This window comes from Nocardia sp. NPDC057227 (assembly GCF_042669725.1).
Classification (GTDB): domain Bacteria; phylum Actinomycetota; class Actinomycetes; order Mycobacteriales; family Mycobacteriaceae; genus Nocardia; species Nocardia asteroides_A.
On the sequence record NZ_JBHUXA010000005.1, the window covers coordinates 1 to 15,362 of the forward strand.

Here is a 15,362-nt window from a genome sequence, read left to right on the forward strand (position 1 = left end):
GCACGACCGGCTTCAAGCGGGTCCGCGCGTTCTGGGTCTCCGATGAGGCGGTCGACGCGATCGTGGACGCCTTCTCCCCGGCTCAGCCCGACACCGCTCCGGCGGGCGACTACTCCGGCTTCGACCCTGACGACCTCGGGGACGGGGACACCGATCACGGGCCGGTGGCGGCATGAATACCACCGGCAAGCCGCGGCTGCTGGACCTGTTCTGCAAGGCCGGGGGCACCAGCATGGGTTACCACCGGGCCGGGTTCGAGGTCGTGGGTGTCGACATCGAGCCCCAGCCGAACTACCCCTTCGAGTTCCACCAGGGCGACGCCTTGGAGTTCCTGGTCGCGCACGGGCACGAGTTCGACGCCATCGCTGCCTCCCCGCCGTGTCACGACCACACCCCGCTGTCCTCCCGGGCCGGGCGCAACGGCTCGGGCTGGCTGCTTGACGCCACCCTTACCGCGCTGGCCGCCCAGCCGCGGCCGTGGATCGTGGAGAACGTCATGGGCGCGAGGATGCGCCGCGACGTCGTGCTCTGCGGCGCCATGTTCGGGCTTCGGACCTACCGCCACCGTCAGTTCGCCATAGACCCGCGCATCCCGCTGCTGCCCCCGGCGCCGTGGCATCCCCCGCACCGGGTCCGCACCAGCACCCGCGCCCGCAGGGAGGCGTTCGCCGCGGGCATGAACATCTCGATCACCGGCGACGTCGGTACCTGGGTCGGCCCGGCCTGCATGGGCATCGACTGGATGACCGGAAACGAACTCTCTCAAGCGATCCCGCCCGCCTACACCCACCACCTCGGGGCGTTCCTCTTCGACCACCTCACCGAACTCGGGACGGCGGTGGCCGCATGAGCGAGCAGCCCAAGCCCCCCACCGGGGTGAACCCGGTCGTCGCGAAAGCCGCGGCCGGGATCCGGAAGCGGCGCCGCAAGGTCGCCCCGATGCCCTCGTTCGCCCCGACCCCGGGCCAGCTCGAACTCTTCCCCCTGCCCACCGAAGGAGACCAGCCGTGAGCACCAGGACCACCACCCAGACCGGGCACGACACCGACCCGTTCGACGCCATCCTCACCGGCGCCGGATACGCCCTGCTCTACACCGGCTACGCCGCCGCCCTGGCGATCAAGTGGGCGGTCCTGTTCCCGGTCATCTCCGGCCCGCTCGCCTTCGCCGTCACCGCCGGGGTGGTGTTCGGCTGGCCGGTCGGCCTCGGGCTCGGGCTCGTGGCTGCCGCGGGGATCATGCTCTGGCGACACCGTCGTCCGGAGATGTTCGAGCGGTGGGTCACCGCCCGCGCCCGCACCCGGTTCCTGACCTGGTGGCGCTACACCCGCCGCTGGCGCCGCCTCCTCACCGCTTGCAACCTGGTCGTCCGCGACGGCGACCGGGTCTTCTGCCCGCGCCTGCTCTCGGTCGCGGTCGGCGCCTCCACCGACGTGGTGCGGCTGCGGATGCTCGCCGGCCAATCCCCGTCCGACTTCGAGAACCGCGCCGAGCACCTGGCCCACGCCTTCGGCGCCGACGCCGCCCGCGCCACGATCACCGGCCCCGCGGTGGTGGAGCTGTCGTTGCGCTACGGCGACTCCCTCGCCGACGTGATCGCCCTGCCCGAGCACCGTCCCCTGCCCGGCGGGCTGGGCTCGACCGACAAGGATGCCGCATGACCGACACCGCCACGGTGGTGAACGATGATCCGTCACGGCCTGCCCCTACCCGGCAGACTGCGGCGGATCGTCGTGCGCTCCCGAACCTCGATGCCATCGCCGAGAGCGCCGCCGAACACGAAGGCATCTGCGCCCGCGTCCTCCCGATGCGCGCGGTCGAGGTCGACACCGGCCGGGTCTCCTACATCGGCGCCCCCTGCAAGTCGACCTTGGAATCGGTCTGCCCGGCGTGCGCGAAGGCTGCCCGCTACACGCGGATGATGCAGTGCAAAGAAGGTTGGTGCCTCGACGCCGAGCCGGAGGTGCCGACGCCGGAAACGACTGCGGCACAGCATGATCTGCTCGCCGCCCGCGCGCACCTGTTCGGCGAGTACCAGAACGCCCGCACCGCCGAAGACGACGAACTCTGCGACTCGGTGACCGCCCTGGTGGCCGAGCTCGATGAGGAGCTGCGCGAACTAGGGGTCCGCGGGCCGTTCCCGCCGCTGGAGGCCCGGTCCAAGCGCAAGGCCAAGTCCACCCGCCGCCGCGACGATGTCCCGGACCTGCCGCGGCTCAAGGTCGCCAAGACCACCGTGGGCCGGGAGTACGGCGGCAAGTACCGGCCCTCGACCTTCTTCACCCTCACCCTGCCGTCCTACGGAGCGATCAACCGCACCCCTGGTGCTGCCGGGCAGATGGTCACCGACGGTTCTCCGCGTGATCCTGAGTCCTACGACTACACCCGGGCCGCTCGGGACATCGTGCACTTCAAAGCGCTGTGGGATCGGTGGGTGCAGAACCTCCGGCGCGCGGTGGGCTGGAACGTGCAGTACTTCGCCACCGTGGAGCCGCAGAAGCGCGGCGCCCCGCACATCCACGTTGCCCTGCGCGGCAGCGTGCCGAATGCGGTGCTCAAGCAGGTCACCGCGGCGACCTACCGCAACATCTGGTGGCCCCACCACGACCGCGAGGTCTACCGCGACGGGCACATGCCGGTCTGGGACTACCAGGCCGACACCTTCGTCGACCCGGACACCGGCGCCCCGCTCACCGCGTGGGAGGACGCGCTGGCGGTCATGGACACCGTGGATGAGCTGGAGCCGTCGCACACGATCCGGTTCGGGGAGCAGTCCAAGCCGGTGCAGATCCTCGCGGGCTCAGACGAGCAGGAGCGCAAGGTCCGGTACCTGACCAAGTACCTCACCAAATCGGTGGGCGAGATTCTGAGCGCCGACAGCACGCGGGTGGCAATGCACTACGACCGCCTGGAGGAGGAGCTGGCCCACACCCCGTGCTCGCCCGCCTGCGGGGTCTGGCTGCGCTACGGCATCGTCCCCAAGGGCGCCAAGGCCAAGATGGTCCCCGGCCGGTGCAAGGGCAAAGCCCACCGCCGCGACACCCTCGGCCTGCCCGGACAGCGCGTGCTGGCCTCCGGGCTGTGGACCGGCAAGACCGTCGTCGACCACAAAGCTGATCGCGCGGAGTTCGTCCGCCAGACCCTCGCCGCCGTCGGCATCACCCGCCCCGAACGCCCGGAGCTTCGCATCAGCCTGGTCCGCCCCGGCGACAAGGACGCTCCCCCGCGCTCGCATCTGATCATCGCCACGGTCTCCGAGCGCATCCGCCAGCGCGCCGAGTACGACGCCGCCCGCCTGGCGCTCACCGCGGCTCCACCCGGCCTACTCGACCCCGATTTCGTTCAGCAGTCCGCCGCATAGGAAGAGGTACCCGCCATGTCCAAGCTCCTGACCGAGCAGGAAGTCCGCAAGCTGATCCCGATCGGGCACAGCAAGTATTACGAACTCATCGGCACCGGCGCCTTGCGGTCGGTGAAGATCGGCCGCCGCCGCTTCGTCACCGAACAGGCCGTCACCGACTACATCGCCGGGCTGGACCGGGCTGCCTGATGCCGCGGCAACGCCTCGCCCCCGGTGAGTGGGGCAAGATCACGGTGACCGAGACGGGTCCGGGCAAGTTCACGGCTTCGACCTACGTGCGGGACGAGGACGGGGAGCGCAGGAAGGCTTCCCGAAGTGGCGTGAGCGCCGAGGACGCGCGACGAAATCTGCAACGCCACTTGAAGATACGTACGACACCGCTGTCGGACTCGGTGGTCAACGACCGCACTACGCTGGCCGAGCTGTTCGAGCTGTGGCTGGCGTCGAAGAGCAGCCTCAAGCGGCAGTCGCAGCACCAGTACCGGCAGGCGTGGAAGCGCAACGGCGCGAAGAAGCTGGGGGCGTTGCGGATTCGGGAGCTGCCGACGAGCCGGGCGGAACGGCATCTCGCCGCGGTCGCTGCGCGCTCGGCATCGAATGCGAAGACGCTGCGGGTGGTGCTGGTCGGCATGTTCGCGATGGCGGTGCGTTTCGACGTGGTAGCGGTGAATCCGATCCGGGAGACGAGCCGGGCGCTGGGGAAGCGGTCGAAGGTGCGCGCGCTGACTCCCGCGGAGTTCGAGCTGGTGCAGCGAGCTGTTCGGGAGTTCCGGGACCGGGAGCGCCGGAATGGCCCGAAGCCGGGTCGTCAGCTGCCCGAGTTCGTGGATGTGCTGGTTTCGACCGGGTGCCGACCGAACGAGATTCTGTCGCTGCGCTGGTCGGACGTGGACCTGCTGGCCGATCCCCCGACGATGACGGTGGCTGGCACGATGATCGATCACGGCGCCGTCGAGGGCGAGGCGCTGCACCGGCAGGACGAGCGCAAGGGCGACGCGCCGGACCACACGGTGATCTTGCCCCGGCTGGCGGTGGAGGCGTTGACCACGCTGTTCGGGGCCGCCGCTGGCCCGGATGCCCCAGTGTTCACCAACCGTGATGGCGGCTGGATGAGCCTGGCGAACCTCCGGCGCTCGCTGCGCGCCGCGCTGCCCGAGGAATTGCGCTGGGTGACGCCGCGGAGCTTCCGTCCGACGGTGGCGACGGTGGTGCGCGACGACCTCAGCCCGGCCGATGCCCAGGCGCAGTTGTCGCACGCGAAGCTCGCCACGACCGAGCGGCACTACTTGGAGCGGAAGACCATCGGCCCGGACGCGCGAACTGCGCTCGATCGGTTCGCCGGAGGAAAGTAGCGACTTGTTTGTAGTCGGAAAGTACCGAATTCCGGGCTCGGCGCTTCGGGGTACGAAGAAGCCCCTCACCGCTTATGCTGGTGAGGGGCTTTCTACTGCTCCCCCATCTGGACTCGAACCAGAAACCTGCCGATTAACAGTCGGCTGCTCTGCCAATTGAGCTATAGGGGATCGGCGTGACCTTCCCTGTCCGGGCTGGCCGAGAGGAAACTTTAGCGTATGCACCGACGCCAGCCCAAATCGCGGTTCTAGCTGCGGACATGCCCGGATCGACAGGTGGGGCGGGGGTCGGGCAGGATGGTGGCGCGGACAGGCGAATCGGGAGGAGCTCACAGGCATGCTGCGGTTGATCATCGGTGTCGCGGCCGGGTACGTGCTGGGTAGTAAGGCGGGACGGGCGCGGTACGAGCAGCTCTCCGCGGCGACGCGGGCGGTCGCCGGGAGCCCGGTGACGCGCAAGCTGGTGCTGGTCGGCAGGCAGCGGCTGTCGGATCGGTTGAGCACGCAGCAGAAGCTGGAGCCGATGGAGCCGCTGGACGAGCGCACCACGATCCTGGTGCCGCACGATCAGCTGCGGCGCGGGGCGCGCTAGCCGCTGGTGGCGAAGTCGCCGTGGTTGCCCATGGCCTGTGTGAGCAGGCTCTTGCGGTACTGCTCGAGCGCGACCAGGTCGCCGAAGAGCGCCAGGTAGTCCTGGTCGGCGGAGGAGACGCGCTGCAGCTTGGACTTGAGCTCGGCGATCTGCCTGCCGATCAGGGCTTCCTGGGCGCGGGCGAGCACGCCGGTGACGAAGCGCGGGATGTCGGCGTCGGTTTTCACCGGGAGCGGCTGGCCCGCCAGTTCGCTGATGAGGCCGCGCAAGGTGAGGTCGTCGGCGCGGTCGGCGACAGCGCTGACCCAGGCGGCGCCGTCCAGGCCGGCCGCGGTGCCGCCCGCTTCGGCGATGAGGGCGCGGACGGCGGCCAGGGTGGGGTGGGTGAAGACCTCGGGTTCGAGGGCGTCGAAGGCGGCTCCGGCGATGCCGGGGTACTGCAGCGCGGCGGCTAGGGCCTGGCGCTGCGGGATGAGCGCGGGGTCGGCCAGCGGGCTCGGCTCCGGGCGGGGGGCGGGGGTGGCCGCGGTCGCGCCCGCCCTGCGGTGTTCGGTGCGGGGGCCGCGGCGGGCCTCCTCGCCGACGCGGCGCACGACGGTCTGGATGTCGTCCCAGCCGACCCAGCCTGCCAGCTTCGTCGCATACGCCTTGCGCAGCGCGTTGTCCTTGATCCGCGCGACCACCGGGACGGCGCGGCGCAGCGCCTCGACCTGGCCCTCGGCGGTGTCCAGGTTGTGCTCGGCGAGCAGGCCGCGGATGACGAACTCGTAGAGCGGGGTGCGGCGGGCCACCAGGTCGCGCAGGGCGGCGTCGCCGGAGTGCTGGCGCAGGTCGCAGGGGTCCTGGCCGTCGGGGGCGACGGCGATGTAGGTCTGCCCGGCCACCTTCTGGTCGCCGGAGAATGCCTTGACCGCGGCGGCCTGGCCCGCGGCGTCGCCGTCGAAGGTGTAGATGATCTCGCCGCGCCAGAAGTTGTCGTCCATGAGCAGCCTGCGCAGGATGGCCATGTGGTCGTCGCCGAAGGCGGTGCCGCAGGAGGCGACGGCGGTCTTCACGCCGGCCAGGTGCATGGCCATGACGTCGGTGTAGCCCTCGACCACGACCGCCTGGTGGCCCTTGGCGATCTCGCGCTTGGCCAGGTCGAGGCCGAAGAGCACCTGGGACTTCTTGTACAGCAGGGTTTCCGGCGTGTTGACGTACTTGCCCGGCATGGTGTCGTCGTCGAAGAGCTTGCGCGCGCCGAAGCCGATGACGTCGCCGCCGAGGTTCCGGAGCGGCCACAGCAGCCGCCGGTGGAAGCGGTCGATCGGGCCGTGCCTGCCCTGCTTGGAGAGCCCGGCGGCCTCCAGCTCCTTGAACTCGAAGCCGCGGGTGAGCAGGTGCTTGCTGAGCGCGTCCCAGCCGCCCGGCGCGTAGCCGCAGCCGAACTGGCGGGCGGCGGCGGAGTCGAAGTTGCGCTCGGTGAGGTAGTTCCTGGCGGCCTCGGCCTCCGGCTGGTTCAGCTGGGCCTGGTAGAACTCGTGCGCGGCGGCGTTGGCCGCGACCAGCCTGGCCCTGGTCCCGCGGTCGCGCTGCACCGAGGTGCCGCCGCCCTCGTAGTTGATCCGGTAGCCGAGCCGGTCGGCCATCTGCTCGACGGCCTCGACGAAGCCGATGTGCTCGATCTTCTGCAGGAAGGCGTAGACGTCGCCGCCCTCGCCGCAGCCGAAGCAGTGGAAGAGCCCGAGGTGCGGGCGCACGTGGAACGACGGCGACTTCTCGTCGTGGAACGGGCAGAGCCCGCGCATGGACTGCGGCCCGGCACTGCGCAGCGCGACGTACTCGCCCACCACGTCCTCGATCCGGACGCGTTCTCTGATCGCCGCGATATCACGGTCGGGAAGTCGTCCGGCCACGGGTCGAGTCTAGGTCAGCCGGGGAGTGTGGTGGCCACCCGCTCCAGGCGGCTCTCGGTGTAGGAGGCGATCTGGTCGACGATCACCCTGACCCGCGCGGTGTCGTCGTCGGCCGCCTTCCACCACGGCAGCAGCACCGGGTCGAGGTAGCGCGGGGCCGCGGCCAGCAGCCCGGTCGCGACGGCGAGGATGGTCTCGCGCTGTTCGGCCTGGCGCATCTTGTGCACCGGGTCGGACATGACGTAGCGCAGCGCGACGGTCTTCAGCACGGCGACCTCGGCGGCGACGATCCGCGGCACCTCCAGGTCGGCGGCGTACCGGGTGAGCGGCCGCTCCCCCGCGACCGCCCTTGTCGCGGTGACGGCGGCGGTGGTGAAGCGCCCGACCAGCTCGCTGGTCAGCCGCTTGAGCGCGACCGAGGCGCGGAAGGTGGCGTCGTAGCCCGTGGCATCCGCGACGACGGGCAGCTCGGAGAGGCGCTGGGCGGCGGCGCAGAGCTCGTCGACCGCGAGGTCGCGGTTGTGTCCGAGGTCGGCGAGGGCGCGCTGCTCGGCGGGGTCGGCGAGGGCGCGCAGGTCGATGCGGCCTGCGAGCACGCCGTCCTCGACGTCGTGCACCGAGTAGGCGACGTCGTCGGCCCAGTCCATGACCTGGCACTCCAGCGTCTGCCTGCGGGCGGGGGCGCCCTCGCGCACCCAGGCGAGGCGGTCGGCGTCGACGGCGTAGGCGCCGAACTTGCTGGCCGGGGCGGTACGCACCCACGGGTACTTGATGGCGGCGTCCAGCGCGGCCCTGGTGAGGTTGAGCCCGGCCGACGCGCCGTCCGGGGTGACCACCTTGGGCTCCAGCCTGGTGAGGATGCGCAGGTTCTGCGCGTTGCCCTCGAAACCGCCGTACGCCTCGGCGAAGATGTCGAGCGCGCGCTCACCGTTGTGGCCGTAGGGCGGGTGGCCGATGTCGTGCGCGAGCCCGGCCAGGTCGGCGAGGTCGGGGTCGCAGCCGAGGCCGTCGGCGATGCCGCGGCCGATCTGCGCGACCTCCAGCGAGTGGGTGAGCCTGGTGCGCGGGGTGTCGCCCTCGCGGGGCCCCATGACCTGGGTCTTGTCGGCGAGCCTGCGCAGCGCGGCCGAGTGCAGCACCCTGGCCCGGTCGCGGGCGAACTCGGTGCGGTGCCCGGTCTCCTCGCTCGCGGGGCCGAGCCCAGCGGTCTTGGCTGCCTCCCGGACCAGGCGGGCGCGGTCGTGCTCGGTGTAGGTCATTGTCCCGCTGTGTATTCGAAGTCGGCGGAGAAGTGGGTGAGCTGGTACCAGAGCAGCGCGCCGGTCTCCCTGGCGATGCCGTGCGCCTGCGATTCGCGGGTGTAGACGGCGGGGCCGGAGCGGGTCGGCGCGGTCCAGGCCGCGAGCCCGGCGTCGCGGGCCATGGTGCGCGTGCGCAGGGAGTGCCAGGGGTCGCTGACCAGCGCCGCCGACGACCAGCCGCGCTCGCGCATGGCGGCGGCGACGGCCTCGATGCTGCGCAGCGTGTCCGAGCCGGTCTCCACCGCGAGGATCGCCTCCTCGGGGACGCCCTGGTCCATGAGGTAGTTCTTGCCGGAGGCGGCCTCGGTGTAGAGGTCGCCCTCCTGTTTGCCGCCGACCGTGATCACCACCGGCGCGACCCCGGCCTTGTAGAGCCGGTTGGCGCGCTCCAGCCTGGCCTCGAAGACCGAAGAGGGGGTGCCGGAGTACTGCGCGGCGCCGAGCACGACGATGGCGTCGGCCGGGGTGTAGTCGTCGATCCGCGCCACCTGCCACACCCGGAGCGCGGTGCCCCCGACCAGCACCATCGCCAGCAGCAGCGCGCCGAGGAAGAACCGCACGATCCAGCGCCACAGCGCCGCGCCGAAGCCGCGCCGCTGGTCGCGCGGCACCTGCGACAGCGGGCGGGTCTGCAGCTGAGCGGGATTCACGGGTCAAGTCTGCCAGGTCGGCGCCATACTCACCTCGGGGTAGGTAGCCAACGCCGAAGTGCGTACTTGTGGGGGTGTCCGGGGGTCGGGAGGATCGGTGGCGGCGCCGACCCCTTTCCTCCGATTTCCGGGAGTTTCGCATGACCCCATCCGTGACCGTGCTCGGTCAGGGCGCCATGGGCCGGGCGCTGGCCGCCGCGCTGCTCGCCGCCGGGCACCGCACCACCGTCTGGAACCGCACGCCGGGGCGGCCGGTGCCCGCAGGTGCGCTGGAGTTGCCGCTGCCCGAGGCGCTGACCAGCGATCTCGTGATCGTGTGTCTGCTCGATCACGCGTCGATCCACGAGACGCTCGACCCGCATGCCGGGAAGCTCGCGGGGCGGGCCGTGGTCAACCTGACCAGCACCGAGCCCGCGGGCGCCAGGGAGCTGGCCGGGTGGGCGGCCGGGCACGGCATCGAGTACCTGGACGGCGGCATCATGGCGACGCCGGAGATGATCGGCGCGCCCGGCTCGTCGCTGCTCTACAGCGGGTCGGCGGCGGTGTTCGAGCGGTACCGGCCGGTGCTGGAGGTGTTCGGCACGGCGGAGTACTTCGGCGCCGACGCCGGGCACGCCTCGCTGGTCGACTTCGCGCTGCTGGCCGGGATGTACACCATGTTCGCCGGTTTCTACCACGGCGCGGCCATGGTGCGGGCCGCCGGAATTCCGGCCGCGGAGTTCGCGCCTCGCGCGGCGGCCTGGATCTCGGCCGTCACCGGGTCGCTGCCGGAGATCGGGGCGAAGATCGACTCCGCGGACTACGCGGAGCCGTTCCAGCCGCTGACCTTCACCAAGGCGGCGCTGGACGCGATCGTCGGCGCCAGCCGGGAGGCGGGGGTGGATCTCGACATCATCGGAGCCGTGCGGAATCTCGCGGATCGGCAGATCGCGGCGGGGTTCGGGGGGCACAGCTCCGAGCGGATGTTCGAGAGCCTCAACCCACCTGCAGCCCGGTAGCCACCTTCACCTTCACCTGCTGCTCGGTGACCTCCTGCACGGTCACGTTCAGCCCCTCCGCCGCCTGCTGGGTATCCCCCGCGGGCACGACCACCTGCTGGCCGGCGATCTCCAGGGTGACCAGGTTGCCGTTCACCGCAACGAGTTTCGCGTCGACGCCGAGGATGCTCGCGGAGGCGGCGACGCCGCGCTCGAAGGTGACGACGCAGCCGGAGACATCGCAGGTGGTCTGCGAGCCCGGCCCCTGCGCGGTGCAGGCGGCGAGCAGCGCCGCCGCACCGGCGGCGAGCAGGAGGCGGGCGGACATACGGGTCGAAACGGGCATGGGGTCAGTGTAGGGATCTCCGAAGCGGTGGGCCGACAACCCGGCCACTCTGGGACCATTCGGACATGACTTCCACCGGCACGATCGAAGGCCCCGGTTGGTGCTCCCCGGGGCTCGACACCAAGGGCAGCCGTTTCCCGCTCCGGGTGGAGGCTCCGGTGATGAATCTGGTCGACGCTCTGGTACCAGGTGTCTCGACGATGACCAGCAACAGTCGCTACTACGGCCTGTACTGGGCCTTGGCCGACTACGCCCATGCGAGAGATCTGGATACTCCAACCTGCCGAACCCTGCTGCGGCGAGCCGAGTATTCGCTTGCACTGGCGTCACTTTTCGACCCTGCGACCGGGGCGCTCAGTGGCCCCGGCACCGTGCACGGCGCCGAAACCGTTCGCGCGCGGCGCTCCACGATGCCGGTGGAGCAGATCGTGGCGGAAGGCAGCCGCTCCTACTCGCCACGGGCCTGGGGCTTTTGGTCCCAGTACAAGGGCCCCTCGGTCATACTCGGCATCGCCGCGACGGAGCGAGAAGCCCTTCGCCGGGGGCCACGAACGTCCCCACCAGCCGCCCGCGCGATGTTCGCGGACCTTTTCGAGGTCAACTCCGAGCGCCCGATCTCCGCCGACGAGGCCGTGCACTTCGCCGCCCTCACCCGGACCGAGCCGGACGCCGCGGACATCGAGCCGCTCCGCGACATCATGACCGCGCCCCGCGTCGAGAATCGGGCGACCTGGACAGCCAACGACCATACGCGGCGATCGACCTACCGGCTTCTCGCTCGGGCGGTACAACTACAGCCGGGCACCGGCACGTGGACACGTCATTTCGTGGATGCCGTCGCCTACGGCTCCGCGCTGGAGACCGATCCGGTGCTCGTCTCTGAGGGAGTCCGCGCGCGAGCCTGGCGAGGACTACTGCTGCGCCACCACTCCGTCGGAGCCTGGCGGCGGTTCTGGGCGACGCTGGTCGATCATGTCTGGCAGGCTGGTGAACCGGTCAGCCGGGCTCAACTCCATGAATGGATACGCGGCCAGGTCACCGACGGTTCGGTGACCAGCTTTCTGAATGACTGTCCTGCGCCGTTCGATGCCGTGGGCCACCCGGCCCCGGCGGAAGCGACCGTGCGGGCGTTGCGTAGCGCCATCGAGGCTGATCTAGCGATCCTTCTGCTTGGTTCGATCAGGGACGATCGCTTAACGGGTACCACCCAGCACGCTTTCCGGGGCCGCAGTTCGCGTAGCCGCTTCCTGGATCCCGCGTGGGTGGCGCACCAGCGCCGGGAGTTCGCCGAACGGTCACTGTCGGATTTCGCGTGCCGCCTGGTGGACGACATGCTCGCCCAGGCTCACCGGGTCGCGCTGCTCAAGATGCAGATCGATGGTAATAACCGTATGAAACTGCCCACCAAGCTGCACGAGCGGAACGGCCGATATTTCGCGAATGGCAGGGAAGGGGCGGGAAACGTGGGGCTGCGCATCGACCAGCTCGGTGAGATAGGTCGCCAACTCGGGCTCTTCGAGGTGGCGGGCAAGTCCGCCACTGTCACCGATCGAGCGGTGACCCTGCTGGAGCTCGCCTGATGGCCCGGGTCGAGCTCGGCTTGCATTCACCGCTCACCCTGCTACACGAATGGAAGAGCGGCCATCTCCGCGAACTCGTCGTCACCGGATATACCTTGGACCTGGTGTTCTTCGAGCGGTACTGCGTACCTCAAGCACGCGCGCTCGGCGCCCGTGTGACGGTTCTTTCCGACGCCGGCCATCCGGTGCACGAGGCCGTCGATGTCCGCCATGCGGGACGGACGTACCAGCACGGCCACGTCGCCTGCGCCGGAGCATTCCATCCGAAGCTTGCCGTCCTTGTCGGGGACGAGGAGATCTGGGCGGCCATCGGATCGGGCAATCCGACCGCGTCGGGATGGGGCCACAACGATGAGCTTTGGCTGGTGATCAAATCGCCTCGGGCCGTTGGACCGGCAGCGCTGGAGACGCTGGCCGAATGGCTTCGCGACCTGCCGACCGTGGTAGCGATGCCCTCCTGGATCTCCGAAACGGTCAACACCGTCGCGGCCGCGATGATTCCGGACGAGATTGACAATTCACTCCCCGGCCTTCGGATCGTAGGGAATCTCCGCACACCGATGATCGATCAGCTTCCGCACGCACCGGTGGACAATTTGCGGCTCTCCGCGCCATTCCTCGATCCCGGTTCACGGGCGGTCGCGGAGTTGGTCGCGCGTATGTCGCCACGGAGAGTAGCCGTGGCCGTGCAGGAGAAGCTGTCGTGGTACGACGGGGCCACACTCGCGGAGGCCACAGCCCACGTCGCGGAGGTCGAATTCCGCTTCCTCGACGAGTGCCGCACCAGCCACGGCAAACTGATCGAGTGGGCGATCGGGTCGGAGGTCACTGCCCTCGTCGGCAGCGCCAATCTGACCGGCGCGGCCCTCCTGCGGTCCACCGACCGAGGCGGAAACTGCGAACTCGGCGCCGGCCACCCCGTCGAACACTCACTCCTTCCGGACGGCACCAGCGTCGTCACCAGCGCTGAGATGCGAATTCTGTCGACAACTCCGGCCCGTGACACTTCCGGTGACCGCGTACCGCTGATCCTGCTCGGGGCTCGACGCGGGCGCGATGAAGTCCAGGTGGAGCTGCTGGCGCGGAGCCCGATCTCGGCCACGATCGAGATGTCCCCGACCGGAGCGCCCGGCTCCTGGCGAACGGTGCACATCGAAGATATCGACCACCCAGGGCGGCACACCGCCTGTTTCGTCGCCGATGAGGGGATCACTGCCGCTGTGCGTGCCGCGGTCACCGGATCGGACGGCCCCTTGACCTCCGTCGTCTTTCTGACGGATGTCGCCCGATGCCTACCAAGGGAGATCGACGACGCCGCACCTCGCGTATCGCGAGACTATGGGATCGAGGACTTCATCACCGATCCCGTCTTGGCCGAGCGGCTGAGCAACGATCTACTCCGATTAATGAAGACGGCCGGCAGGCACCGAGCCGGGCAAGCGGGTCGTACTCCCACCGCACCGACGGCCTCGGACAACCGGCACGACACCGACCGGTGGGGTAGGTGGCTCGACGGCGTTCAGCGCAGCCTGGGTCCGGCTTTCTCGAGTCTCTTGTTTCCCGGCCTCGCGGGGGTGACGAACAGTGCGGAAATCGAGCGGGCCGAGCAATGGAGCGTGGACGACGGCGAACCCATCATCGATATCACCGACGACGAAGCCGAGGAGGATATCGATCCCATCGATGCCGACGACACGACATGGACAGCACCGGAAATCGCGCCGGATCAGCGCGCGGCATGGCGCACTCGCTCGAACCGGCTGTGCCGCGCTGTCTCGCTGGTCGAGTCTCGTGCGCCGCTGGAGCTGCGAATGGGCATCACTCGCATCTACATCGATCTGCTCGCCGCCGGTGTGTGGGACTCCGCGGACAGCGCTTGGCGCCACCCACTCTCGGATATCTTAGTTGCCCTTCCACCGAAAAACGGCGACGACGACGTCCCGGAGGCATCACTCGACTACATGAGTTCACTGCTCGTCGTCGGGCTGGCGTTGCTCGGTCAGGGCACGACCATCGAGGGTGGCCGCCCGGAGGACGTGCTGTGGTGGTCGGTGTGGACGAAACTCCGGGAGTGGATCGCACGGGCACGCATCGAGATCGTCGCGGACTACCTGTACGCACCGACCCAGAGTTATGCCCGCGTCACCGACATCGGCGAGGTCACCAGACTGATCAAGTTGGCGACGGAGACGATCGCCGACCCGCACGCCGAAACGCGGGCGAAGCTGGCCGCCGCCGAGCTGCATGCAAAATTGCAGGACGGCATCTGGGTCGCGGAGTTCACGGGCCGATCCGTCCGCCGAACAGCCGCCCGGATCGCGACGCTAGTCGGTGACCCGTGCGCGGTCATCGTCGTGGGAACCGCGAGTACATGCGCGATACTGCGGTCAGGCCCAACGGTGGTCATGGGCGAACGCTCACCCGCAATGTGGCATGTGATGCAGCTTCGGTCGCCGATCGGCACTCCGGCTTCCCTACTGACCGACGGGCTTCCCTCCAACCGTGCCCGGATGGCGCTGCGGAGCCCGTCGTCCGACGTGTTCGCGGTCGCCGCAGTCATCGGCATCGACGTCGCTCAGGTTGCCGAAGCGATAGTGCGGTGGCGCTCGACGCTCTGACCGCTCACCATCCCCGCTCGCGCCACTCCTCGAGCTGCGGGCGCTCGGCGGCGAGGGTGGTGTCGTCGCCGTGGCCGGGGTAGATCACCGCGTCCTCGTAGCGCTCGAAGAGCTTGGTGCGGACGCCGGTGAGCAGGGAGTCGAAGCTCTCGGCGCCGGAAGTCTTGCCGATGCCGCCGGGGAAGAGGCAGTCGCCGGTGAAGATGTGCACGGTGCCGTCGCCGTCGCGCAGGACCAGCGCGACCGAGCCGGGGGTGTGGCCCTGCAGGTGCACGATGTCGAAGCGGAGCTCGCCGACCTCGACGGTGTCGCCGTCGGCGAGCAGCCGGTCGGGGGGCACCGGGAGCGGGTCGGCGTCGAGGGCGTGCGCGGCGGTGGGGGCGCCGGTGGCGGCGGCGACGTCGGCGAGCGCCTGCCAGTGGTCGCCGTGCTGGTGCGTGGTGACGATCAGTTCGACCCGGTCCTTCGCCTCCTGGGCGAGCAGGGCGCGGAGCCGGTCCGGTTCGTTGGCGGCGTCGATGAGCAGCGCGGCGCCGGTGGTGGCGCACTGCACCAGGTAGCTGTTGTTGTCCATCGGGCCGACCGACAGCTTGACGATGCGCGCGCCGGGGACGTCGCGCTGCTGCGGGTTCGATCCCGGGGAGACATGGCCGGTGTAGGGCTGGTCGATCGTGATCACGGTTTCGATGC

General features: G+C 69.9%; 15 protein-coding genes and 1 tRNA gene. 10 read left to right on the plus strand and 6 right to left on the minus strand.

Annotation, left to right across the window (positions count from 1 at the left end):
* The first annotated feature begins 172 nt into the window (after window positions 1–172).
* Genes ACFUJ1_RS09580 through ACFUJ1_RS09605 form a run of 6 tightly spaced genes read left to right on the plus strand, consistent with a single transcriptional unit; the run spans window position 173 to window position 4,713 of the window.
* On the plus strand, window positions 173–850 hold the full coding sequence (locus ACFUJ1_RS09580) for a DNA methylase (RefSeq protein WP_378644331.1): 678 nt from the start codon (window positions 173–175) through the stop codon (window positions 848–850).
* Window positions 847–1,011, plus strand: a complete 165-nt coding sequence (locus ACFUJ1_RS09585; RefSeq protein ID WP_378644332.1) for a hypothetical protein — start codon at window positions 847–849, stop codon at window positions 1,009–1,011. Before ACFUJ1_RS09580 ends, ACFUJ1_RS09585 begins: the two co-directional genes overlap by 4 nt.
* Window positions 1,008–1,661, plus strand: coding sequence for a hypothetical protein (locus ACFUJ1_RS09590; RefSeq protein WP_378644334.1), 654 nt, complete (start codon window positions 1,008–1,010; stop codon window positions 1,659–1,661). Before ACFUJ1_RS09585 ends, ACFUJ1_RS09590 begins: the two co-directional genes overlap by 4 nt.
* On the plus strand, window positions 1,658–3,361 hold the full coding sequence (locus ACFUJ1_RS09595; protein ID WP_378644335.1) for a replication initiator: 1,704 nt from the start codon (window positions 1,658–1,660) through the stop codon (window positions 3,359–3,361). Before ACFUJ1_RS09590 ends, ACFUJ1_RS09595 begins: the two co-directional genes overlap by 4 nt.
* Window positions 3,362–3,376: 15 nt before the next feature.
* Complete coding sequence (locus tag ACFUJ1_RS09600; RefSeq protein WP_378616695.1) at window positions 3,377–3,550, plus strand: hypothetical protein; 174 nt, start codon at window positions 3,377–3,379, stop codon at window positions 3,548–3,550.
* A complete protein-coding gene (locus ACFUJ1_RS09605; protein ID WP_378644337.1) occupies window positions 3,550–4,713 on the plus strand; it encodes a tyrosine-type recombinase/integrase in 1,164 nt (387 codons plus the stop codon). The genes ACFUJ1_RS09600 and ACFUJ1_RS09605 overlap by 1 nt, the downstream gene beginning before the upstream one ends.
* A gap of 98 nt (window positions 4,714–4,811) precedes the next feature.
* Here the strand turns inward: ACFUJ1_RS09605 and ACFUJ1_RS09610 are convergent.
* Window positions 4,812–4,884: transfer RNA gene (locus ACFUJ1_RS09610), tRNA-Asn, on the minus strand.
* Window positions 4,885–5,050: 166 nt separating this feature from the next.
* On the opposite strand from ACFUJ1_RS09610, the gene ACFUJ1_RS09615 reads away from it, so the two are divergent.
* The gene (locus ACFUJ1_RS09615; RefSeq protein WP_378644339.1) at window positions 5,051–5,305 is read left to right on the plus strand and encodes a hypothetical protein; all 255 of its coding nucleotides are present in this window, start codon (window positions 5,051–5,053) and stop codon (window positions 5,303–5,305) included.
* Here the strand turns inward: ACFUJ1_RS09615 and dnaG are convergent.
* Genes dnaG through ACFUJ1_RS09630 form a run of 3 tightly spaced genes read right to left on the minus strand, consistent with a single transcriptional unit; the run spans window position 5,302 to window position 9,151 of the window.
* Window positions 5,302–7,200: a DNA primase gene (gene dnaG, locus ACFUJ1_RS09620; RefSeq protein WP_378644340.1), complete on the minus strand. Its 1,899-nt coding sequence runs from the start codon at window positions 7,198–7,200 to the stop codon at window positions 5,302–5,304. The genes ACFUJ1_RS09615 and dnaG overlap by 4 nt on opposite strands.
* A 14-nt stretch (window positions 7,201–7,214) precedes the next feature.
* Window positions 7,215–8,459: a deoxyguanosinetriphosphate triphosphohydrolase gene (locus ACFUJ1_RS09625; protein WP_378644342.1), complete on the minus strand. Its 1,245-nt coding sequence runs from the start codon at window positions 8,457–8,459 to the stop codon at window positions 7,215–7,217.
* Entirely contained in the window at window positions 8,456–9,151 is a 696-nt protein-coding gene (locus tag ACFUJ1_RS09630) for a YdcF family protein (RefSeq protein WP_378644343.1), read from the minus strand. Before ACFUJ1_RS09630 ends, ACFUJ1_RS09625 begins: the two co-directional genes overlap by 4 nt.
* A 140-nt stretch (window positions 9,152–9,291) precedes the next feature.
* Between ACFUJ1_RS09630 and ACFUJ1_RS09635 the strand changes: the two genes are divergently transcribed.
* Window positions 9,292–10,149: an NAD(P)-dependent oxidoreductase gene (locus ACFUJ1_RS09635; protein ID WP_378644345.1), complete on the plus strand. Its 858-nt coding sequence runs from the start codon at window positions 9,292–9,294 to the stop codon at window positions 10,147–10,149.
* Here ACFUJ1_RS09635 and ACFUJ1_RS09640 read toward each other — a convergent pair.
* Window positions 10,127–10,474, minus strand: coding sequence for a hypothetical protein (locus tag ACFUJ1_RS09640; RefSeq protein WP_378644346.1), 348 nt, complete (start codon window positions 10,472–10,474; stop codon window positions 10,127–10,129). The genes ACFUJ1_RS09635 and ACFUJ1_RS09640 overlap by 23 nt on opposite strands.
* A 65-nt stretch (window positions 10,475–10,539) precedes the next feature.
* Between ACFUJ1_RS09640 and ACFUJ1_RS09645 the strand changes: the two genes are divergently transcribed.
* Both ACFUJ1_RS09645 and ACFUJ1_RS09650 read left to right on the plus strand, forming a co-directional pair.
* Window positions 10,540–12,054, plus strand: a complete 1,515-nt coding sequence (locus ACFUJ1_RS09645; RefSeq protein WP_378644348.1) for a hypothetical protein — start codon at window positions 10,540–10,542, stop codon at window positions 12,052–12,054.
* On the plus strand, window positions 12,054–14,672 hold the full coding sequence (locus ACFUJ1_RS09650; RefSeq protein ID WP_378644349.1) for a hypothetical protein: 2,619 nt from the start codon (window positions 12,054–12,056) through the stop codon (window positions 14,670–14,672). The genes ACFUJ1_RS09645 and ACFUJ1_RS09650 overlap by 1 nt, the downstream gene beginning before the upstream one ends.
* 4 nt (window positions 14,673–14,676) lie before the next feature.
* Here ACFUJ1_RS09650 and ACFUJ1_RS09655 read toward each other — a convergent pair whose 3' ends face one another.
* Complete coding sequence (locus tag ACFUJ1_RS09655) at window positions 14,677–15,351, minus strand: MBL fold metallo-hydrolase (RefSeq protein WP_378644351.1); 675 nt, start codon at window positions 15,349–15,351, stop codon at window positions 14,677–14,679.
* Window positions 15,352–15,362: the final 11 nt, after the last annotated feature.

Bases quoted from the DNA above. Each gene is read 5' to 3' on its own strand.
- ACFUJ1_RS09580 (WP_378644331.1), top strand. From the start codon at position 173: ATGAATACCACCGGCAAGCCGCGGCTGCTGGACCTGTTCTGCAAGGCC.
- ACFUJ1_RS09585 (WP_378644332.1), top strand. From the start codon at position 847: ATGAGCGAGCAGCCCAAGCCCCCCACCGGGGTGAACCCGGTCGTCGCG.
- ACFUJ1_RS09595 (WP_378644335.1), top strand. From the start codon at position 1,658: ATGACCGACACCGCCACGGTGGTGAACGATGATCCGTCACGGCCTGCC.
- ACFUJ1_RS09600 (WP_378616695.1), top strand. From the start codon at position 3,377: ATGTCCAAGCTCCTGACCGAGCAGGAAGTCCGCAAGCTGATCCCGATC.
- ACFUJ1_RS09605 (WP_378644337.1), top strand. From the start codon at position 3,550: ATGCCGCGGCAACGCCTCGCCCCCGGTGAGTGGGGCAAGATCACGGTG.
- ACFUJ1_RS09615 (WP_378644339.1), top strand. From the start codon at position 5,051: ATGCTGCGGTTGATCATCGGTGTCGCGGCCGGGTACGTGCTGGGTAGT.
- ACFUJ1_RS09625 (WP_378644342.1), bottom strand. From the start codon at position 8,459: ATGACCTACACCGAGCACGACCGCGCCCGCCTGGTCCGGGAGGCAGCC.
- ACFUJ1_RS09635 (WP_378644345.1), top strand. From the start codon at position 9,292: ATGACCCCATCCGTGACCGTGCTCGGTCAGGGCGCCATGGGCCGGGCG.
- ACFUJ1_RS09640 (WP_378644346.1), bottom strand. From the start codon at position 10,474: ATGCCCGTTTCGACCCGTATGTCCGCCCGCCTCCTGCTCGCCGCCGGT.
- ACFUJ1_RS09645 (WP_378644348.1), top strand. From the start codon at position 10,540: ATGACTTCCACCGGCACGATCGAAGGCCCCGGTTGGTGCTCCCCGGGG.
- ACFUJ1_RS09650 (WP_378644349.1), top strand. From the start codon at position 12,054: ATGGCCCGGGTCGAGCTCGGCTTGCATTCACCGCTCACCCTGCTACAC.